Source organism: Rhodanobacter sp. Soil_C_14, from assembly GCF_057657335.1.
In genome coordinates this window covers 597046-616348 of sequence record NZ_JBDGIQ010000001.1, presented here as the reverse complement: position 1 = coordinate 616348, position 19303 = coordinate 597046, and the positions used below count along the sequence as shown (strand labels likewise).

General features: G+C 66.5%; 17 protein-coding genes. 1 reads left to right on the top strand and 16 read right to left on the bottom strand.

Features of this window, described 5'->3' with window-relative positions:
• Window positions 1–22: 22 nt before the first annotated feature.
• The 6 genes from AC3A56_RS02885 to AC3A56_RS02860 form a co-directional block, all read right to left on the bottom strand.
• Entirely contained in the window at window positions 23–925 is a 903-nt protein-coding gene (locus AC3A56_RS02885) for a LysR family transcriptional regulator (RefSeq protein WP_056713990.1), read from the bottom strand.
• Window positions 926–1007: 82 nt separating this feature from the next.
• Window positions 1008–1916, bottom strand: a complete 909-nt coding sequence (gene ispA / locus AC3A56_RS02880) for a (2E,6E)-farnesyl diphosphate synthase (RefSeq protein WP_487769282.1) — start codon at window positions 1914–1916, stop codon at window positions 1008–1010.
• On the bottom strand, window positions 1900–2157 hold the full coding sequence (locus tag AC3A56_RS02875; protein WP_487769281.1) for an exodeoxyribonuclease VII small subunit: 258 nt from the start codon (window positions 2155–2157) through the stop codon (window positions 1900–1902). The genes ispA and AC3A56_RS02875 overlap by 17 nt, the downstream gene beginning before the upstream one ends.
• Window positions 2158–2451: 294 nt before the next feature.
• Window positions 2452–3753, bottom strand: a complete 1302-nt coding sequence (gene tilS, locus AC3A56_RS02870; protein WP_487769280.1) for a tRNA lysidine(34) synthetase TilS — start codon at window positions 3751–3753, stop codon at window positions 2452–2454.
• 10 nt (window positions 3754–3763) lie between these two features.
• Window positions 3764–4501 (bottom strand): NYN domain-containing protein, encoded by a 738-nt coding sequence (locus tag AC3A56_RS02865; protein WP_056764234.1) that lies wholly within the window; start codon window positions 4499–4501, stop codon window positions 3764–3766.
• A 67-nt stretch (window positions 4502–4568) separates the two neighbouring features.
• Window positions 4569–5525 (bottom strand): acetyl-CoA carboxylase carboxyltransferase subunit alpha, encoded by a 957-nt coding sequence (locus AC3A56_RS02860; protein WP_487769279.1) that lies wholly within the window; start codon window positions 5523–5525, stop codon window positions 4569–4571.
• A gap of 173 nt (window positions 5526–5698) precedes the next feature.
• Between AC3A56_RS02860 and AC3A56_RS02855 the strand changes: the two genes are divergently transcribed.
• Window positions 5699–6073: a YajD family HNH nuclease gene (locus AC3A56_RS02855; RefSeq protein WP_056717966.1), complete on the top strand. Its 375-nt coding sequence runs from the start codon at window positions 5699–5701 to the stop codon at window positions 6071–6073.
• A 159-nt stretch (window positions 6074–6232) separates the two neighbouring features.
• Here AC3A56_RS02855 and dnaE read toward each other — a convergent pair whose 3' ends face one another.
• From dnaE to rseP, 10 genes are all read right to left on the bottom strand, one after another.
• The gene (gene dnaE, locus AC3A56_RS02850) at window positions 6233–9772 is read right to left on the bottom strand and encodes a DNA polymerase III subunit alpha (RefSeq protein WP_487769278.1); all 3540 of its coding nucleotides are present in this window, start codon (window positions 9770–9772) and stop codon (window positions 6233–6235) included.
• A 119-nt stretch (window positions 9773–9891) separates the two neighbouring features.
• Window positions 9892–10452: a TlpA disulfide reductase family protein gene (locus AC3A56_RS02845; protein ID WP_487769277.1), complete on the bottom strand. Its 561-nt coding sequence runs from the start codon at window positions 10450–10452 to the stop codon at window positions 9892–9894.
• Between the two features lie 94 nt (window positions 10453–10546).
• Window positions 10547–10747 (bottom strand): hypothetical protein, encoded by a 201-nt coding sequence (locus AC3A56_RS02840; protein WP_056717964.1) that lies wholly within the window; start codon window positions 10745–10747, stop codon window positions 10547–10549.
• Window positions 10748–10969: 222 nt separating this feature from the next.
• Window positions 10970–11560, bottom strand: a complete 591-nt coding sequence (gene rnhB / locus AC3A56_RS02835) for a ribonuclease HII (protein ID WP_487769624.1) — start codon at window positions 11558–11560, stop codon at window positions 10970–10972.
• Window positions 11561–11639: 79 nt separating this feature from the next.
• Window positions 11640–12866, bottom strand: coding sequence for a lipid-A-disaccharide synthase (gene lpxB, locus AC3A56_RS02830; protein WP_487769276.1), 1227 nt, complete (start codon window positions 12864–12866; stop codon window positions 11640–11642).
• A 63-nt stretch (window positions 12867–12929) separates the two neighbouring features.
• Window positions 12930–13703, bottom strand: a complete 774-nt coding sequence (gene lpxA, locus AC3A56_RS02825; protein WP_007804451.1) for an acyl-ACP--UDP-N-acetylglucosamine O-acyltransferase — start codon at window positions 13701–13703, stop codon at window positions 12930–12932.
• On the bottom strand, window positions 13700–14173 hold the full coding sequence (gene fabZ / locus AC3A56_RS02820) for a 3-hydroxyacyl-ACP dehydratase FabZ (protein ID WP_056717961.1): 474 nt from the start codon (window positions 14171–14173) through the stop codon (window positions 13700–13702). Before fabZ ends, lpxA begins: the two co-directional genes overlap by 4 nt.
• Window positions 14166–15194: a UDP-3-O-(3-hydroxymyristoyl)glucosamine N-acyltransferase gene (gene lpxD, locus AC3A56_RS02815; protein ID WP_487769275.1), complete on the bottom strand. Its 1029-nt coding sequence runs from the start codon at window positions 15192–15194 to the stop codon at window positions 14166–14168. Before lpxD ends, fabZ begins: the two co-directional genes overlap by 8 nt.
• 115 nt (window positions 15195–15309) lie before the next feature.
• Window positions 15310–17736: an outer membrane protein assembly factor BamA gene (gene bamA, locus AC3A56_RS02810; RefSeq protein WP_487769274.1), complete on the bottom strand. Its 2427-nt coding sequence runs from the start codon at window positions 17734–17736 to the stop codon at window positions 15310–15312.
• A gap of 198 nt (window positions 17737–17934) precedes the next feature.
• Window positions 17935–19281: an RIP metalloprotease RseP gene (rseP, locus tag AC3A56_RS02805; RefSeq protein WP_487769273.1), complete on the bottom strand. Its 1347-nt coding sequence runs from the start codon at window positions 19279–19281 to the stop codon at window positions 17935–17937.
• Window positions 19282–19303 lie beyond the last annotated feature (22 nt).

Genomic DNA, 19303 nt, shown 5'->3' with positions numbered 1-19303 from the left:
CCGGAGCGCCCCGCCGAGGCTCTCAGGCTGGTTCCAGCATCCGCTGGGCCAGCTGGCGGACGAGGCCGAGAAAGCGCTTCTGCAGCGGGTTCAGCGGACTGTCCAGCCGATAGAGCGCGTAGAGCACTACGTCCAGCTGCAGTTTCAGCGGACGCGTCTGCACGGTTTTCCCGCCACCCCACGACGCGGTGAACGGATCGACCAGGGCCAGGCCCTCGCCTTGCGCGACGAGGGAATACGCCAGCTGGTAGGTCTGCACCCAGACCGCGGTGCGCGGTGCCGGCACCACCTGGCTCAGGTGGCCTTGCAGCATGCGGCCCAATGCATCGTGCACCGCGATGCCGACCATCGGCTGGTCGGCCAGTGCGGTGACCGGCAGCGGCTGCGCCAGTTCCTCCGGCGACCACCAGCCGGGCGGGGCGATGACCATGATGTGCCCGCGGCACAGCGGCTCCTGGTGCAGGCCCTGGTGGCCGGCGTTCTGCAGGGTGAGTCCGATGTCCGCTTCGTGGAGCATCAGCGATTCGCACATCTCCGCCGAGTGCTGGGTAAACAGTTCGGCGGTGGTGTTGGGAAAAGACTTGCGCAGCAGGGTGGTCGCGTCGGGTACCAGCGCATGCGCCAGGGTCGGCGTGCAGGTCACCCGCAGCGGCGAGCTCTCAGGGTCGCCGATGTTCGCCGTGAGACGTTGCAGGTCGTGCAGATCCTGGATGATCTTGTCGACGCGATGGCGCAGCAGCAGCGCTTCCTGGGTCGGCTGCAGGCGTCCGCGCACCCGGCTGAACAGGGCGAAGCCCAGTTGCTGCTCGGCATGCTGCAGCGCCTTGCTGGCGGCAGGCTGCGAGATGTTCAGCAGATCCGCCGCCCCGGTCAGGCTGCCGGTGGTCAGCACCGCATGGAACACTTCGATGTGGCGCAGACGCATCGGTTGACGACCCCTTGCCGCGATGGCGACAGTGTCCGAGTGCAGCACAGGAAGCGTTGTGCAGCAAGCCGCCGCGAACGGCTCAGCGAACCCGCAGCGCCGAATACAGGGCCAGCTCGCGCAACAACTCGCCGCGCGTGCCCAGCGGCACGATCGCGGCCAGCGCCTGCTCGGTCAGTTCGGACAGCCGGGCGCGCGAGGCTTCCAGGCCGATGATCGAGGGGAAGGTGGGCTTGTCGGCGGCGGCATCCTTGCCGGCGGTCTTGCCGATCACCGCCGATTCGCCTTCCACGTCGAGGATGTCGTCGCGCACCTGGAATGCCAGGCCGACCGCGTGGGCGTAGCGGTCCAGCGACTGCAAAACACTGTCGTCGGCGCCGGCGGCCAGCGCGCCCAGTTGCACCGAGGCGCGGATCAGCGCGCCGGTCTTGCAGGCGTGCATGTGTTCCAGTTCGTCCAGGCTCAGCCGCCGGCCGACCGCGGCGAGGTCGAGCGCCTGGCCACCGGCCATGCCTTCGGCGCCGCAGGCGCGGCCCAGTGCACGCAGCATGGCGATGCCGGTGGCGGCATCGACCTGGCGCGCGGCGTCGTCGGCGAGGATCTCGAACGCCAGCGCCTGCAGCGCGTCGCCGGCGAGGATCGCCATCGCCTCGCCGAACACGATGTGGCAGGTCGGGCGACCGCGGCGCAGGGCGTCGTCGTCCATCGCAGGCAGGTCGTCGTGCACCAGCGAATAGGCGTGGATCAGTTCCACCGCGCAGGCCGGCGCATCCAGCGCGGCACTGTCATGGCCGAGCGCCTGCGCGGCGGCGTAGACCAGCAACGGACGCAGCCGCTTGCCGCCACTCAGCACGGCATAACGCATCGCGCTGTGCAGTTCGGCGGGGGAGTGTCCGGCCGGCGGCAGATGACGATCGAGCGCCTGTTCGGCGCGCTGGATCAGGGACTGCAGGGCGGGGCCGAGCTCGGCGTGATCAGAGTTCGGGTTCAAACGGCTGGGCGCTGTCGGGGGCATCGGGATCAAGCAGCAGGCGCACGCGCAATTCGGCTTGTTCCAGCGACTGCTGGCAATGGCGGAACAGACCGATGCCGCGCTCGAACGAGGCCAGCGAATCGTCCAGGCTCATGTCGCCACTCTCCATCTTCGCAACCAGTTGCTCCAGCTCGTCGAGCGAGTGTTCGAAGTCGGCGACGGGCGGGGTCTTGCTGGTTGCGGGAACGGTCTTGGCCATGGCCCGCAACGCTAACGCAGCAGGCCCCTAGAATCAATGCAGAAAGACAACCCGATCCACCACGCTACGTCGACGCACGAAGCCCGACTCCCGCTCGGCACCCGCTTCAATACATCCACGCCACCAATGAAGCTCGAACCCCACGCTACAACGATGCACGAAGCCCGACTCCCGCTCGGCACCATCGCTTCCTCTCCCGCTCGCGGGAGAGGATTGAGGTGAGGGAACCCCAATCTACCCAATCCACCACCGAAACTCGACCCACCGAGCCAAGCCGAAACACGAAGCCCCACCTCACCGCCCCGCCCGCCAACGCGGCCACGCCCCCACCGCCCGAAACAACTCCGCCCCAAGCCCGCTAACCCAACAATCCGCCACCGCCACCAGCTCATCGCCCGCATGGATCAACGGACAACATGCTCTCCGCCATGGCGGCATCCGCGCCTGCTGGAACAGGTCGCGCAATTCCCGGGTATGCGCGTCGCCTTCAGGCTTGATGCGCTCTCCGCCACGCCGCAGCCGCACGCGCAAGGGCTGCGCGAAACGAGCGGCAGGATCATCCAGGGTCAGTTCGCCGCCGTCGGGAAGCAGCAGCGGTTCGCCATGCCAGTCGGCCTGCCACTCGTCATCGATGTCGATGGTGGTCGGCAGCGCCCACAGCCGGCCCTTCCAGATATGCAGCTCGGTGTCGTCCCAGCGAATGCAGGGCAGCCTACCGGCACGTGCCGCGCATTGACGCTCGATCTGCTGGCGTTGCGCCGCGGTGGGTGCGCTGCGACCACGCGCATGCAGCCAGTGATCGAGCAAGGGTTCGCGCAGCGCCGGCGCCAGCGCCAGCCAGCCAGGGGCGTCCAAACTGCCGCTGGATGCGTCGTGCAGTTCGTCGAACGCGGTCAGCCATTGCGTGCGCAGCGTGTCCGCCGCCGCGCGACTCAATGCCGCGCTGTGCAGGATCGAATCCGGCGCCTGCGGCCAGAAGCGCAGCAGGCGCGGCAGGATCTCGTGGCGCAGGCGATTGCGGGCCAAGTGGATGTCGGCATTCGATGGATCGTCGATGCAGGCCAGCCCCTGCGCCGCCACGTAGTCGTGCAGCTGCTGGCGGGGAAGTTCGAGCAGCGGGCGCCACAACTGGCCACGACCGAACCGGCGCAAGGCACGCATGCCGCCCAGTCCCTCGGGCCCGGCGCCGCGCAGCAGTTTCAGCAAGACCGTTTCGACCTGATCGTCGCGGTGATGGGCGAACAGCAGCAGCTCGCCCTCGCGCAACCGGGCGGCCAGCGCGGCGTGGCGCGCTTCGCGTGCGGCCGCTTCCAGGCCGCTGCCGCTGCCGCGCTGCACGTGCACCGGCAACACCTCGCAGGGGATGTCGAGCGCGGCGCAGAACGCCCGACAATGTTCCGCCCAGAGGCGGCTGTCCCCGTGCAGGCCGTGATCGACATGCAATGCCCGCAGCCCGCGAAGGCGCGCCGGCGCAAGCTGCGCCAGCGCATGCAGCAAGGCGCTGGAATCGGGCCCGCCACTGAAGGCCACGCACAGCGGCGCGGGCGGCAAGGCCTCGAGCGCGCGGTGCAGGTGCCGGTGCAGCGTGTCGCTCACTTCGGGCCGCTCATTTTTTCGCGGCGCGCTGGCGCACGTAGATGTGCTTGCCGTTGCCAATGTGGCGTTCCTCGGTATCGAACAGGCCGATGCCCTTGATCAGTCCACTGAGCTTGGCATAGCCGTAGTTGCGCGAATCGAAGTCGGGCGACTGCTTGTTGATGATGCTGCCGATCGGGCCCAGGCCGGCCCAGCCGGTGTCGTCCGAGGCCGCCTCGATCGCGCCGCGCAGCAGGTTCATCAGGTGGGTGTCGCCACGCAGTTCCTTGGCCGAGCGCTGCTTCGGCGCTGCCTCGGCTTCGGCGGTCGCCGTGGTGCCGGCCAGCACTTCGGTGTAGATGAACTTGTCGCAGGCGGTGCGGAACGGTTCGGGTGTCTTGCGCTCGCCGAAGCCGTACACGGTCAGCCCCGATTCGCGGATGCGCGAGGCCAGCCGGGTGAAATCGCTGTCGCTGGAGACGATGCAGAAGCCGTCGAAACGCCCGGCGTAGAGCAGGTCCATCGCATCGATGATCATCGCCGAGTCGGTGGCGTTCTTGCCGACGGTGTAGCGGAACTGCTGGATCGGCTGGATCGAGTGGCGCAGCAGCACTTCCTTCCAGCCGTTCAAGTCCGGCTTGGTCCAGTCGCCGTAGATGCGCTTGACGTGGGCGGTGCCGTATTTCGCGATTTCCGCCAGCAACCCTTCGACGATCGCCGGGCGGGCGTTGTCGGCGTCGATCAGTACGGCGAGCTTGTCGTGGGCCATGGCGGGAATCCGTCGAAAGAGATGGACCGATGGTAGCGCCACGAACGCCGGCTACGGGTGCGTGGGCTTATCCCTGGTACGCGCCGTAGCTGCGCAGGCGCTGGTAGCGCTGTTCGAGCAGGTCGGGCACGGGCATCGCCTGGAGTTCGTCGAGCTGCTTCAGCAGCACGGCCTTCAGGCGCACCGCCATCGAGCGCGGATTGCGGTGGGCGCCGCCCAGCGGCTCGCGCACGACCTTGTCGACCAGGCCCAGTTCGAACAGGCGCGGGGCGGTCATGCCCAGGGCTTCGGCGGCGTCCTTCACCTTGTCGGCGCTCTTCCACAGGATCGAGGCGCAGCCTTCGGGCGAGATCACCGAATAGGTCGAGTACTGCAGCATGTTGGTGCGGTCGCCCACGCCGATCGCCAGCGCGCCGCCGGAGCCGCCTTCGCCGATCACGGTGCAGATGATCGGCACCTTGAGTTCGGCCATTTCCAGCAGGTTGCGGGCGATCGCCTCGCTCTGGCCGCGCTCCTCGGCGCCGACGCCGGGATAGGCTCCGGGGGTGTCGATCAGGGTCAGCAGCGGCAGGCCGAAACGCTCGGCCATCTTCATCAGGCGCAACGCCTTGCGATAGCCTTCCGGACGTGGCATGCCGAAATTGCGGCGCACCTTGTCCTTGGTGTTGCGGCCCTTCTGGTGGCCGATGATCACCATCGGCCGACCGTTGACGCGGCCCAGACCGCCGACGATGGCGGCGTCCTCGGCGTACATGCGGTCGCCGGCCAGTTCGTGGAATTCCTCGCAGATCACGCCGATGTAGTCGAGCGTGTACGGACGCGCCGGGTGGCGCGACAGCTGGGTGGTCTGCCACGAGTTGAGGTTGCGGAAGATCTCGGCGGTCTTGATCTTCAGCTTCTCGCGCAGGCGGCCGACCTCGTCCTCGATATTGAACGCCTGGCCGTCGCTGGCGTGGCGAAGCTCTTCGATCTTCGCGTCCAGTTCGGCAATGGGTTGTTCGAAATCGAGGAAGTTTGGGTTCATTCGCTGCAATTCACGGTACTGAAGCGCTGCAGTATAGCGTCCCGCAACAAAACGCGAGAACGCCGCCGTATGGCTGTGACGGGGTCGACACCCGGTCTGCCACGGGCGGCGCGATTGCGCTATCGTCCGCCCCATCACGCCTGTCCCCTCACGTCCGCAGTTGGATCATCTGCATGTCAAGCAAGCCCATCGACAACGCGAAACTCGACCGCATCGTGGCCGAGGCCCGGCGCGCCGCCGAGCAGCGCGAGCTGGGTTATCGCGAGCGTGCCCTGAAGATGTACCCGTGGGTGTGCGGCCGCTGCGCCCGCGAGTTCACCCGCACGAACCTGTCCGAACTGACCGTGCACCACCGCAACCACGATCACGACTTCAACCCGCCCGACGGCAGCAATTGGGAGCTGCTGTGCGTGTATTGCCACGACAACGAGCACTCGCGGCACATCGACCACGTGCGCGGCGGGGTGATGGCGGTGGAGGAGGCGCCGCCGGCGACGGGCAATCCGTTTGCCGACCTCAAGGCGATGATGGAGCGGGGCAGGAAGTAACACTGCGGTTCCTCCCCCTGCGCAGCAGGGGGAAGGTCGGGAGGGGACAAGGCTCTTTATCTTGAACTCTTGATCTTGAACTCTGGATCAAGAGCGACCCCACCCCAGCCCTCCCCTGCGGAGCAGGGGAGGGAGCAGGGGAGGGAGCAAGGCGGAGGGTCAATCCTGCTGCTTGACGATGCGCAGGCGGACGGCTTGCACGCCGGGCAGGGCGCGGACGGCGCGCAGCAGGTCGGGGATGGCGTCGACCCGCCAGGCCTCGCCCAGTTCCAGGTCGGCCTGGGCGTTGCGGTTGCGGTAGCCATGCAGGGTGACGCTGGCGCGACCGCCGCGGTAGCCGGCCAGGGTGCGCTGCAACTGGGCGGCAAAGTCGGGGCCGATGCCGTTCAATTTCAGCTGCAGCACGCGTGCGTGCTTGCGACAGGCGTCTTCCAGTGACAACGCGCTGCGTGCACGCAACTGGAAACCGCCGCCGGAGAAGTCGTCGATGCGCAGGCCGCCATCGACCACCAGCATCTGGTCGCGGGTGAGCAGCGGCGCCATCTGCTGGTACAGCTCGCCGAAGAAGCTCACCTCGATGATGCCGGTGCCGTCTTCCAGCCGCACGAAGGCATCGCTGTCGCCGCGCTTGCGCACGGCGGTGACCATGCCGGCGACGGTCCATGGCGTGTCGGGGCCACGGCGGAAACGGTTGTTGTCGCCGTCGTCGTTCTTGCGCGGCTTGGGCGGCTGGTAGCGATCGACGATCTCGCCAAGCGGGCAGGTCGACAGCTGCGCCAGTTCGTCCTTCCACGGGTCGGTGGGATGGCCGGAAAGGTAATGGCCCAGCGTGTCGCGCTCGCCCTGCAGCTTCTGTTCCAGCGGCCATTCGGGCACGGTCGGCAGGTCAATTTTCACTACCGGCGTGGTGTTGCCCATCGCCGCGCTGAACATGTCGTTCTGGCCCGACTGCTTGTCGCGCAGGTGCTGTTCGGCGGCCTTGATCGCGTCGGGCAGTTGCAGCATCAGGCTGGCGCGATTGGCCGCCAGCGCATCCAGCGCGCCGGCCATGATCAGGGCTTCGAGCACGCGCCGGTTGAGTTTGTTGGGATCGACGCGACGACAGAAATCGGCGAGGTCCGTATAAGCGCCGTGGGCGCGTTCGGCCACGATCGCTTCGCACGCCCCCTGGCCGACGCCCTTGATCGCGCCGAGGCCGTACTGGATCACCTTCGGTTCGATCGCCACGAACATGTACTCGGACGCGTTGACGTCCGGTGGCTGCACGGTGATGCCGATCGCGCGCGCTTCGTTGAGGAAGGTTACCGCCTTGTCGGTGTTGTCCATGTCCGCGGAGATCGTGGCGGCCATGAACTCGGCGGGGTAGTGCGCCTTCAGCCACGCGGTCTGGTAAGAAACCAGCGCGTAGGCGGCGGCATGCGACTTGTTGAAGCCGTAGCCGGCGAATTTCTCCATCAGGTCGAAGATGGAATCGGCCTTCTCGCCGGTGAGGCCGTCCTTCGCCGCGCCCTCGCGGAACTTGGCGCGCTCCTTGGCCATCTCCTCCAGTTTCTTCTTGCCCATCGCGCGGCGCAGCAGGTCGGCGCCGCCGAGCGAATAACCGCCCACGATCTGCGCCATCTGCATCACCTGCTCCTGGTAGACCATGATGCCGTAGGTCTCTTTCAGGATCGGCTCGACGCGCGGGTCGGGATACTCCACGTCCTCGCGGCCATGCTTGCGCGCCACGAAGCTGGGGATCAGGTCCATCGGGCCGGGGCGGTACAACGCCACCAGCGCGATGATGTCCTCGAAGCGGTCGGGCTTCGCGTCCTTCAGCATGCGCTTCATGCCGGAGGATTCGAGCTGGAACACCGCGACCGTCTGCGCCTTCTTCAGCAGCTCGTACGGCGCCGGGTCGTCCAGCGGCAGCGCCGAGATGTCCAGCGGCGCTTCATCGGCTTTCGCGCGGCGGGCGTTGATCGCCTTCACCGCCCAGTCGATGATGGTCAGCGTGCGCAGGCCGAGGAAGTCGAACTTCACCAGGCCGACCGCTTCGACGTCGTCCTTGTCGTACTGGGTCACCACGCCGCCGCCGCCGGCTTCGCAGTACAGCGGCGCGAAGTCGGTCAGCGGGGTCGGCGCGATCACCACGCCGCCAGCGTGCTTGCCGGCGTTGCGGGTGAGGTTTTCCAGGCTCAGCGCCAGGTCGATCAGTGCACGGGCGTCCTCGTCCTGCTCATAGGTTTCGCAGAACTCCTTGACGACGCGGTCGGTCTCCTTCTTCGATTTCTCGGAGCGGCCGAGCGCGTCGGAAAGTGTCAGGTCGAGCGGTCGCGGCGGCACCATCTTGGCCAGCCGGTCGACCTGGCCGTACGGCATGCTGAGCACGCGGCCGGAATCGCGCAGCACGGCCTTGGCCGCCATCGAGCCGTAGGTGATGATCTGGCTGACGCGGTCGCGACCGTACTTGCGCGCCACGTAGTCGATCACCTCGTCGCGGCGATCCATGCAGAAGTCGATGTCGAAGTCGGGCATCGACACGCGTTCGGGATTGAGGAAGCGCTCGAACAGCAGGTTGAACTGCAGCGGGTCGAGATCGGTGATCTTCAGCGCCCAGGCCACCAGCGAGCCGGCGCCCGAACCGCGGCCGGGGCCGACCGGAATGCCGTTCTGTTTGCCCCAGTTGATGAAGTCCGCCACGATCAGGAAGTAGCCGGGGAAGCCCATCTTGACGATGACGTCCAGCTCGCGTTCCAGCCGGGCGTTGTAGTCGTCCAGCGTGTGGTCGGCTGCCAGCGGCGCGTTTTCCAGGCGCTCGCGCAGGCCTTGCCGCGACAGCTCGCGGATATGGCTGTCGAGGTCGTGGCCTTCGGGCACCGGGAAGTCGGGCAGGTAGTACGTGCCGAACTTCAGTTCCAGCGTGCAGCGCTTGGCCAGTTCGACGGTGTTTTCCAGCGCCTCGGGAATATCCGCGAACAGCGCGGCCATCTCGGCGGGCGTCTTCAGGTATTGCTGGTCGCTGTATTCGCGGGGGCGTTTGGGGTCGGCCAGCACGCGGCCCTGGTTGATGCATACGCGTGCTTCGTGCGCGGCGAAGTCATCCTGCTTGAGGAAGCGCACGTCGTTGCTGGCCAGCACCGGCAGCGCCAGTTCGCCGGCCAGTGCCAAGGCGGCGGTGTTCCAGTTTTCCTCGCCGTCGCGGCCGCAGCGGGTCAGCTCCAGGTACAGCCGGTCGGGAAACAGCCGGGCCAGCGGACGCAACCTGGCCTGCGCCGCGTCGATGCCCTGGCCGATGGCGAGGCGGGCGGTTTCGCTGTCGCGTCCGAGCAGGGCGATCAGGCCCTCGGTGGCGCCCGCAGTGAGCCACGACACGTCGACCAGGGCGCGCCCGCCGTGCTGACCTTCCTGCCATGCGCGCGAGACCAGTCGCGACAGGTTGAGATAACCGTCGCGGTTCTGGCACAGCAGGGTGAGTCGCCACGGACGCGGGTCGTCGCTGGAGGAAATCCACAGGTCGCAACCACCGATCGGCTTGATGCCGGTGGCGCTGCAGGCCTTGTAGAACTTCACCAGCGCGAACATGTTGCTGTCGTCGGTCAGTGCCACCGCCGGGATGCCGTCGCGCACGCAGGCGGCGACCAGCGCCTTGATGCGGATGGTCGAGTCGACCAGCGAATATTCGCTGTGCAGGTGCAGGTGGGTGTAGCTGACGGTCATGCCGGTTTACGCACTGAATTCATGCAGGCTACCCGGCGGCCGGGGCAGCGGCAAGATTGACTTCCGCGCGGTTTGCGCGAAGCGCGCTGGCGCCCCGATCGGCTCAAGGCCCGATCAACTCAAGGCCTGGTGACGGCCGCCGTCGCGGCAGGCTGTTCGAGCAGCAGGGCGTTGATCTCGCCGACCAGCGTGTCCAGCATGTCGGCACCGTAGCCGACATGGACGTGGGCGATGCTGCCGTCGCGACGCAGCATCACCATCACCGGAATGCCGCTGACGCCGTAGGGCTTGCCGATCGCGCCGTCACGGTCCCAGGTGACCAGCAGTTCGGGCAGGCTCCTGCGCAGTACGCGCGAGGTTCGCACGAAGGTGTCGCGGTCTTCCCGATGATTGATCGCCACCACCTGCAGCGGCAGGCCGCGCCGGGTCGCCAGCAACTGCAGCTTCGCCAGCACGGGAATCTCTTCCATGCAGTAGCCGCACCAGGTGGCCCAGAAACTGATCACCACGACCTTGCCGTGCAGCGAGGAGACGGTCACCTCCTGGCCCCGCTGCGTGGTGCCCAGCGCATCCGGCGGCGTGTCGCCCGGCTGGAGTCCCGGCCTGTCGCCGGCAACGGCATGGCAGCAAAGCAGCAGGCCAAGCAACAGGCCAGGCAGCACGATCGCGATTCTGCGCATCTCTTCCATTCCCCCCGGGGCACGCGCCAGCGTAGCAACATGCCGCGGAGCGAGGAAGTCGGGCCACGTGGCCTGATCGGAACGGCCTGCCGGCTCAGCGGACGAAGAAGCGCTCGTCCTCGCCGGCGGTGCTCATGTAATGATCGAGCGCCTGTACCCGCAGCGGTTGCAGGTTGTAGTCGGCGTGCGACAGCGGGGTTTCGTCGGTGCGATCGGTCGTGTCGAGAACCGGTTCCCATGCGGACGCCGCGGTCGATGGCGACGGGGTGGTCGGGTGGCTTTGCGGATGCATCATGGCGTGACTCCTGCGTTCCCTGGGAACGCGTGCGAGTTCGCTGGCGAGCGGGCCGGCAGGTCAGTACGGGCCGGTGCAACGGGCGCATCCGTGCTGTGCGGGTTTCCTTGAAGGTAATGATGCGCGCGCGCGGGGGAAAGTTGCATAGACCGATGGCCTATGCGGATCAATCTCATCGGGATGCGCGATCGTGGCTGGAACGGGAACAAGCGCCCTGTGCGGTCAGAACAGCCTTGCCTGATCCAGCAGCACTCGCACCGGGGCGAAGCTGCGGCGGTGCTGGGCACAGGGGCCGAGCATCTGCAGCGCAGCCAGGTGCGCCGGGGTGGGATAACCCTTGTGCGCGGCGAAGCCGTAGCCGGGATGGAGGTTTTCCATGGCCACCATCAGGCGGTCACGGCTGACCTTGGCCAGGATCGAGGCGGCGCTGATGGCCGGTTCCAGCGCATCGCCACCGACGATCGCCCGGCCGGGGCAGGGCAGGTCCTTCGGCAACTGGTTGCCGTCGACCAGGGCTTCGTGCGCACCCGGTGCGAGGCCGGCAACCGCGCGGCTCATGCCGGTCATGGTGGCCTGGAAGATGTTCAGGCGGTCGATCTCGTCCGGTTCGACCAGCACCACGCACCAGGCCAGCGCGCGCTCGATGATCAGGGGATAAAGCGCCTCGCGTTTCGCCTCGCTGAGCTTCTTCGAATCGTCCAGACCGGCGATCGGGCGGGACGGGTCGAGGATCACCGCGGCGACGGCCAGCGGGCCGGCCAGCGGGCCACGTCCCGCTTCGTCCACGCCGGCCACGAACAGGCTCGCTCCAATCGATTCCCGCGCTTCCTGCGCTTGCCTCTTCCCCCCCGAGGGGAAGGATTGAGGTAGGGAGCAGGTACTCGCGGAACGCTCAGCCATGGCCGGGATTCCGTGCATCGATCAGCTCGGCGATGGCCGCCGCGGCGCGATCGCCGGCCTGATCGTCCAGCCCGCCGCGCAGCGCCTGGTGCAATTGCTCGAAGGCGGCGACCACCGCGCCACGCCGCTCGCTGTCCTTGAACAGCGCCAGGGTGGCGGCAGCGAGGTTCTCCGCGGTGCAGTCGTCCTGCATCAGTTCCGGCACCAGCAGGCCGCCACCGATATCGATGCCGCTGGCGCGTGCCAGGATGTTCGGCAGCGAATAGATGTCGGTCTTCAGCATCTTCAGCGCGCGGGCGATGCGATAGCTCATCGGTGCCACGCGATAGCCCACCACCATCGGCCGCTTGGCCAGCATCGCCTCCAGCGTGGCGGTGCCCGACGCCAGCAGCACCACGTCGGCCGCCAGCATCGCCTCGTGCGCATGGCCGTCGAGCAGCAGCGGGCGGGATTCGCCCTGGGGAACGTGGGCGAGCAGCGCGTCGAGCTTCGCGCGGACCCGGGCATTGGCCGCGGGAATGACCACGCGCAGGCCCGGGACGGCCGCGGCGACGCGACTGGCGGCCTCGATGAACGGCTGGCCCAGCCGGCTCAATTCGGAAAGCCGGCTGCCGGGCAGCACGGCGAGCACCGGCGCCTGTTGCGGCAACTGCAGCACGTCGCGCGCGCCCACGCGGTCAGACACCAGGGCGAAACGGTCGGCCAGCGGATGCCCGACGAAGCGCGCATCGATGCCGTGCTTCGCATAGATCGCCGGTTCCATCGGGAACAGGCAGAGCACCCGATGGGCGCTGCGGCCGATCTTCTCGGCGCGCTTCTCGCGCCACGCCCATACCGACGGGCTGACGTAGTGCACGGTCAGCAGGCCGGCCTGTTTCAGGCGCTGCTCCACACCGAGGTTGAAATCCGGCGCGTCGATGCCGACCACGACGTCGGGTTTCAGCTCGAGCAGGCGCGCGACCAGCGTCTTGCGCAGGCGCAGCAGCCGGGGCAGGTGGAGGATGACTTCACTGAAACCGAACAGCGACAACTCGTGGATGTCGTACCAGGACTCGAAGCCTTCGCGCTGCATGCGCGCGCCACCGATGCCCACGAAACGCGCCTGCGGGTAGCGTCCGCGCAAGGCGGCGATCAGGTCGGCGCCGAGCTGGTCACCGGAGTCTTCGCCGGCAATGATGGCGATCAGGGGCGTTTGCGTGGAGACGTCGCTGTTTTGCATTTCGTCTCCTTCGTGAGGCGAGAGCCAGAGCGCGTGCTTGATTTCCCGATAAGCGCGATGCGCTTATCGGGCGAGCGCGCGCTCGCTGTGGTCGAGGAACTCCAGCATGGCGCGCACGTCGTCGCTTTCGCGCGCCTGTTCGGCCAGCTTTTCGCGGGCTTCGGGCAGCGACAGGCCGGCCATGTACAGGGTGCGGTAGGCGCGCTTGATCGCGGCGATCCGCGGCGCGTCGAAACCACGGCGCTTCAGGCCTTCGCTGTTGATGCCCCGCGGGCGGCCGTGCTGCTCGTTGGCCATCATCACGAACGGCGGCACGTCGTGGCCGACCAGGCAGCCCATGCCGATGAACGCATGCGCGCCGACCTTGCAGAACTGGTGCACGCCGGAGTAGCCGGACAGGATCGTCCAGTCGCCGATGCTGACGTGCCCGGCCAGCGCCGAGTAGTTGGAGAACACCACGTTGTTGCCGATCTGGCAGTCGTGCGCGATATGCACGTACGCCAGCACCCAGTTGTCGTTGCCGAGCCGGGTGATCGCGCCACCGTCACCGGTGCCGCGGTTGATCGTGGTGAATTCGCGGATCAGGTTGCGGTCGCCGATCACCAGTTCGGTGCGTTCGCCCTGCCACTTCTTGTCCTGCGGATCGCCACCCAGCGAGGCGAACTGGTTGATCCGGTTGTCGCGGCCAATCCGGGTCGGACCCTCGATCACCACATGCGGCCCGATCACGGTGCCTTCGCCGATCTCCACCTCGGCACCGATCACGCTGTACGCGCCGATGCTGACGTTGGCGCCGATGATGGCGGAGGGGTCGATCAGTGCGGTGGGATGGATCATTTGCCCGACCTCGCGGCGCACATCAATTCGCAACTGGCCACTTCCTTGCCATCGACCAGGGAGCGCGCCTCGAAGATGCCCATGCCGCGCATCAGCCGTTTCAGGCTGACTTCCATGCGCAACTGGTCGCCGGGAACCACCGGGGCGCTGAAGCGCGCGTTGTCGACCTTGACCAGGTAGAACAGCGGGCTGACCTTGTCGCCCTTCATGTGGCGGCTGACCTGGGTCAGCAGGCCGGCGGCCTGCGCCATCGCCTCGATGATCAGTACGCCGGGCATTACCGGGTGTCCGGGGAAATGGCCCTGGAAGAACGGCTCGTTGATGGTCACGTTCTTGATCGCGACCACGCTGACCTCGGGCACGATCTCGATCACGCGGTCCACCAGCAGGAACGGGTAGCGGTGGGGGAGCAATTCCCGGATCTGCTCCACATCGATCGGCAGGGTCATGAAGTCGCTGTTTTCACTCATTGTCGCTGTCCTTCTCCAGCGTCGACAGTCGACGCGCGTACTCGTCCAGATGTTTGAAGCGCGCCGCATTCTTTCGCCACTGGCGGTTGTCCTGCAGGGGCACGCCCGATGAATATTCGCCAGGTTCGCGGATCGAATGCGTGACCAGGCTCTTGGCGGTAATGGTAACCCGGTCGGCCAGTTCCAGATGGCCAAGCACGCCGGCGTTGCCGCCGATCATGCAGTAACGGCCGATCCTCGCGCTGCCGGCTACTGCGGCGCAGCCGGCCATCGCGGTGTGCGCGCCGACGTGCACGTTGTGGGCGATCTGGATCTGGTTGTCCAGCCGCACGTCCTCTTCCAGCACGGTGTCGTCCAGTGCGCCGCGGTCGATCGTGGTGTTGGCGCCGATCTCGCAATCGTCGCCGATGCGCACGCCGCCGAGCTGGGGCAGCTTGATCCAGTGGTCCCGGTCGAAGGCCAGGCCGAAGCCGTCCGAGCCGATCACCGCACCGGGGTGCACCAGCACGCGCTGGCCCAGCGTGACCCGGGTCACCAGGGTGACCCGGGCGATCAGTCGTGAATGCGCGCCGACCGTGCAGTCCTCGCCGACGATGCAGTGTGGGCCGAGTACCACTCCCTCCGCGATCACTGCACGCTCACCGATCACGCAGCCCGGTCCGACGCTGGCGCCGGGATCGACTTGCGCGCTGTCGGCCACGACGGCGCTGGGGTGGATGCCCGCTGCGGCGGCAGGCATCCGTTCGAACAGGGCGGCAAGTTTCGCGTAGGCCACATAGGGATCGGAGGCGATCAGCGCCGCTGTCGGGCACGCGGCCAGGTCCGCTTCGCGCAACACCACCACGCCGGCGCGCGTGGTCGCCAGCTGGCCGCTGTACTTGCTGTTGGACAGGAAGCTGAGCTGGCTGGGACCGGCGCCCGCCAGAGTGCCGACGCCGTCGATCACCCGCGTGCCATCGCCGCTTGCGACCAGGCCGAACCGCTCGGCCAGCCCGGCGACCGTGTAATGGATTGTGCTCATGCTTGCTCCGGAACCTGCCGGCCATTGTAGAGGGTGGCGGCGCGGCGTGCAGTCGACCCTTCCGGCAAAAGAAAGCGCGGCCGGGCCGCGCTTTCCGATCCACTTCCGGATGGAATCAGAACTGGCTGCCGAAGGTGAACTGGATGCGTTCCTCGTAATGGCGATCGGCGTCCTTGGAGCGGAACGGCACGGCCAGGCTGATGATCAGCGGGCCGATCGGCGCCTGCCACTGCAGCGAGATGCCGGTCGATGCGCGCAGTTCGGAGGCATCGAAGCTCTTGTAGTCCTTGTACACGTTGCCGACGTCCATGAACCAGGACACGCGGGCGGTGTTGACGTCCTTCAGGAACGGCAGCGGCAGGAAGACCTGGGCCGTGCCCAGGACCTTGAACGCGCCGCCGATCGGCTGGGAGTAGTAGGCGCCGTTGTTGCACATGCCCTTGGCATCAGGCGTGCTGCCATCGATGCACACGCGCGGACCCAGGGTGTTGTCCTGGAAGCCGCGCACGTCGCGCACGCCGCCGGCGTAGTAGTTCTGCCAGAACGGCAGGTCCTGGCGCATGTCGGTGATGATGTGGCCCTGGTTGACATTGTCGGCCTTGCTGGCCGCGGCCAATGCATCGTAGGCATCGTCGCTGAGGCCGTTCTTGCCATAGGTCTTGCCGTAGCCGACCTGGCCATCCAGATACAGCACGAAGCCCTTGCCGATCGGCCAGTAGTGGTTCGCCTCGGTGGAGAGCTTCCAGTACTGCACGGTCGAGCCGGGCAGGGCGACGTCGGTCGAGGCCGAGAGCAGGCCGCCGCGGGTCGGTGCCCAGTAGCCGTTGCGGGTGTCGTGGTTCCAGCCCAGCGTGCCGGTCCAGGTGTGGATCGTCTTGTTGCCGATCTCGTTCTGGTAGTCGATCAGTACCAGCGGGCTGTAGCCCGGGTACAGGTTGACCTTGTTGCTGCTGATGCCCAGGCCCACGCGCAAGCCGTCGGTCTCGCTGATCGGAATGCCGAGGTAGGAAGAGAAGCTCTTCGCACTGGTGGCGTAGTTGGCGAAGTCGGTATTGCCGTAGTCGGTCTTCGAGTACGAGGCGCTGTAGCCGATGCCGATGCCGCTGTCGGTCAGGTAGGGGTTGTAGTAGTTCATCCCCAGGCGCGTGTAGTACGTGCTGCGCTCGCCGCTGATCGAGAAGCTGTCACCGGTGCCGAACAGGTTGTTCTGCGACACCGAGGCATTCAGGATGATGCCGGAGTACTGCGAGTAGCCAATGCCGAACTGCATGCTGCCGGCCGATTGCTCTTCCACCTTGACGGTGACGTCCACCTTGTCCTGGGTGCCCGGGACGCGCGCCTTGTCGATGTCGACCGTCTTGAAGTAGCCCAGCCGCTGGAGGCGGACCTTGGAACGATCGATGGCGGCCTGCGAATACCAGGAACCCTCCAGCTGGCGCAGCTCGCGGCGCAGCACGCCGTCCTCGGTGCGCGTATTGCCCTGGAAGATCACCCGGCGCACGTAGACGCGCTGGCCGGGCTCGATGTACATGGTCAGGTCGACCGTGCGCTTTTCCTTGTCCAGCTTGGGAATCGGCGTGACCTTGGCATAGGCATAGCCGATGTTGGCCAGCACGGCCTTGATCGCCTTGCTGCTGGCCTCGATCGCGCCGCGGTTGAAGGTGTCGCCATCCTTGACGAAAACCAGCTGGCGCATAGTCTTTTCAGGCAGGATCAGGTCGCCCAGCAGCTTCACGTCGGCAACCTTGTAGATCTCGCCTTCCTTGATGCTGGCGTCGATGTACATCGAACGCTTGTCCGGCGCGATCGCCACCTGGGTGGAGTCGACGCCGAAGTCGGCGTAGCCGCGGTCCATGTAGTAGGACTGCAGCTTCTCGAGATCCCCGGACAGCTTTTCGCGCGAATACTGGTCGTCCTTCGAATACCAGGACATCCAGTTGCTGGTGTCCGATTCGAAACCGTCGCGGATGTCCTTGTCGCTGAATGCGTGGTTGCCGAGGATGTTCAGTTCCTTGATCCTGGCGGCCTTGCCTTCGCGGATCTCGATCTCGACGGCGACGCGGTTGCGATCCAGCCGGGTCACGTGGGGCTCGACCGAAACGTTGTACTTGCCGCGGTTGTAGTACTGCCGGATCAGTTCCTGCTGCACGTTGTCCAGCGCCAGCCGGTCGAAGGTCTCGCCCTCGGTGAGGCCGATCTCCTTCAGGCCCTTCTTGAGGTCGTCGGTCTTGATGTCCTTGTTGCCGCGCAGGGTCAGCTTGGCAATCGAGGGGCGCTCGACCACCTTGATCACCAGGATGCTGCCTTCGCGATCCATCTCGACATCGCTGAAGAACTTGGTCTGGTACAGCGCGCGGATGGCGCGCTGCGCCCCGTCGTTGGTCAGCTGGTCGCCCTTGTTGATCGGCAGATAGTTGTAGACGGTACCGGCGGAAATCCGGCTGAGGCCGTCAATGCGGATGTCCGACACCACGAAGGGATCGAACGCGAACGCATTGGCGGAGAGGGAGGCAAGCAGGATCAGCGCGGCGATACGCTTCATCGTCGATTCCGTTGGGTTATTTCGATGAAGCGGCCAGCGCGGCCGCCCCGATCAAGAGCATGGGGCAGGGACGAACCCCTTCCCGAAAAAGAAACGCGCCCTGCCGAGACAGGGAGCGACCTGAAACACCGCTGCAGCTTGCCGCGGCTGGCGCAGTCAGGCCTGTCATCGTGATCCCGTTGTCGCCGTGCATCGGCATCACGACGGCAGCATGCGATGGATGTCGTTGTAGAAAGCCAGCCCCATCAGGGTGAACAGCAAGGCGATGCCGATGTACTGGCCGACCACCATCGTCTGTTCGCTGACCGGACTGCCCTTGACCAACTCCACAAGATAATACAGCAGGTGCCCGCCATCCAGGACCGGGATCGGCAGCAGGTTGAGGATTGCCAGGCTCAGCGAGATGAGTGCCAGGAAATTCAGGAACCACGGCAGCCCCATGCTGGCGGACTGGTTGGCCACCGAGGCGATGCCGATCACGCCGGACAGGTTGTTGGTCGAAGCCTGGCCGCTGATCATCTTGCCGATCAGGTTGAAGGTCTGCGCGGTATTGCGCCAGGTGGCGTCGAGCGAGGCGGAAAACGCCCTGATCGGCCCGTAACGCAAGGTCACCTGTTCGGGACCGGGGCCATTGACGCCGATGATCCAGCTGACCGGCTGGCCTTCGATGGATTCGTGCCGCGCGTCGACCGCCAGCAGCAGTGGCTTGCCGCCCCGCTCGATCGCCAGTTTCAGGTGCGGCGATTTTGCGGCCTCGAGTGGCACCAGTTTCTGGAACGCGGCGTAGTCGGTCACCGGCTGGCCGTTGATCGAGACGATCCGGTCGCCGCCCTGCATGCCGCCAAGTGCCGCCGGCATGCCGGGTAGCACGCTGGCGGCGATCGCCGGGGACGAGGCCAGCTTCAGCCCCAGTTGATCCAGATAGCTGGCCACGCCTTCGCCGGCGGGCAGCTCGTCCAGCGGCAATATCAGTTCGCGCTGGCGACCATCGGTGCCCCGAACGGTCAGCGGCAGCGGCGAACGCCCGAGCAGGGCGTTGACCACGCCGTCCATTGCATCGGTATAGGTGCCTACTTCTTCGCCATCGACGCGGAGAATACGGTCACCCGGCTGGATGCCGGCCCTGGCGGCGATGCTCTGCGGCGTGGCGGTGACCAGCGGGGCGGCATCGGGCCGGCCCAGCATGAACATCAGCCAGAACGCGGCGACGGTGAAAATCAGGTTGAAGCCCGGACCGGCGGCGACGATGGCGATGCGCTTCCATACCGACTTGCCGGTGAATTCCTGTGACTGCAGGGCAGGGTCGACCTCACCCTCGCGGGCATCCAGCATCTTGACGTAACCGCCCAATGGAATCGCGGCGATCTGGTATTCGGTGCCGTCGCGGCCGATGCGTTTCCAGATCGCGTTGCCGAAGCCGACCGAGAAGCGCAGCACCTTGACCCCACAGCGGCGCGCGACCCAGTAATGGCCAAACTCATGGAAGGTCACCAGCACACCGAGCGTGACCAGCAACCAGAACACCGAGCCGAAGAAGGAAGTCATCAAATACCGGGGCAGAAAGTCA

Excerpts from the sequence above, each read along its gene's own strand:
- AC3A56_RS02865 (WP_056764234.1), bottom strand. The coding sequence starts at position 4,501 with ATGGCCCACGACAAGCTCGCCGTACTGATCGACGCCGACAACGCCCGC.
- AC3A56_RS02885 (WP_056713990.1), bottom strand. The coding sequence starts at position 925 with ATGCGTCTGCGCCACATCGAAGTGTTCCATGCGGTGCTGACCACCGGC.
- rseP (WP_487769273.1), bottom strand. The coding sequence starts at position 19,281 with ATGACTTCCTTCTTCGGCTCGGTGTTCTGGTTGCTGGTCACGCTCGGT.
- AC3A56_RS02875 (WP_487769281.1), bottom strand. The coding sequence starts at position 2,157 with ATGGCCAAGACCGTTCCCGCAACCAGCAAGACCCCGCCCGTCGCCGAC.
- AC3A56_RS02845 (WP_487769277.1), bottom strand. The coding sequence starts at position 10,452 with ATGCGCAGAATCGCGATCGTGCTGCCTGGCCTGTTGCTTGGCCTGCTG.
- dnaE (WP_487769278.1), bottom strand. The coding sequence starts at position 9,772 with ATGACCGTCAGCTACACCCACCTGCACCTGCACAGCGAATATTCGCTG.
- bamA (WP_487769274.1), bottom strand. The coding sequence starts at position 17,736 with ATGAAGCGTATCGCCGCGCTGATCCTGCTTGCCTCCCTCTCCGCCAAT.
- AC3A56_RS02860 (WP_487769279.1), bottom strand. The coding sequence starts at position 5,525 with ATGAACCCAAACTTCCTCGATTTCGAACAACCCATTGCCGAACTGGAC.
- lpxB (WP_487769276.1), bottom strand. The coding sequence starts at position 12,866 with ATGCAAAACAGCGACGTCTCCACGCAAACGCCCCTGATCGCCATCATT.
- AC3A56_RS02840 (WP_056717964.1), bottom strand. The coding sequence starts at position 10,747 with ATGATGCATCCGCAAAGCCACCCGACCACCCCGTCGCCATCGACCGCG.
- lpxA (WP_007804451.1), bottom strand. The coding sequence starts at position 13,703 with ATGATCCATCCCACCGCACTGATCGACCCCTCCGCCATCATCGGCGCC.
- fabZ (WP_056717961.1), bottom strand. The coding sequence starts at position 14,173 with ATGAGTGAAAACAGCGACTTCATGACCCTGCCGATCGATGTGGAGCAG.
- AC3A56_RS02855 (WP_056717966.1), top strand. The coding sequence starts at position 5,699 with ATGTCAAGCAAGCCCATCGACAACGCGAAACTCGACCGCATCGTGGCC.
- lpxD (WP_487769275.1), bottom strand. The coding sequence starts at position 15,194 with ATGAGCACAATCCATTACACGGTCGCCGGGCTGGCCGAGCGGTTCGGC.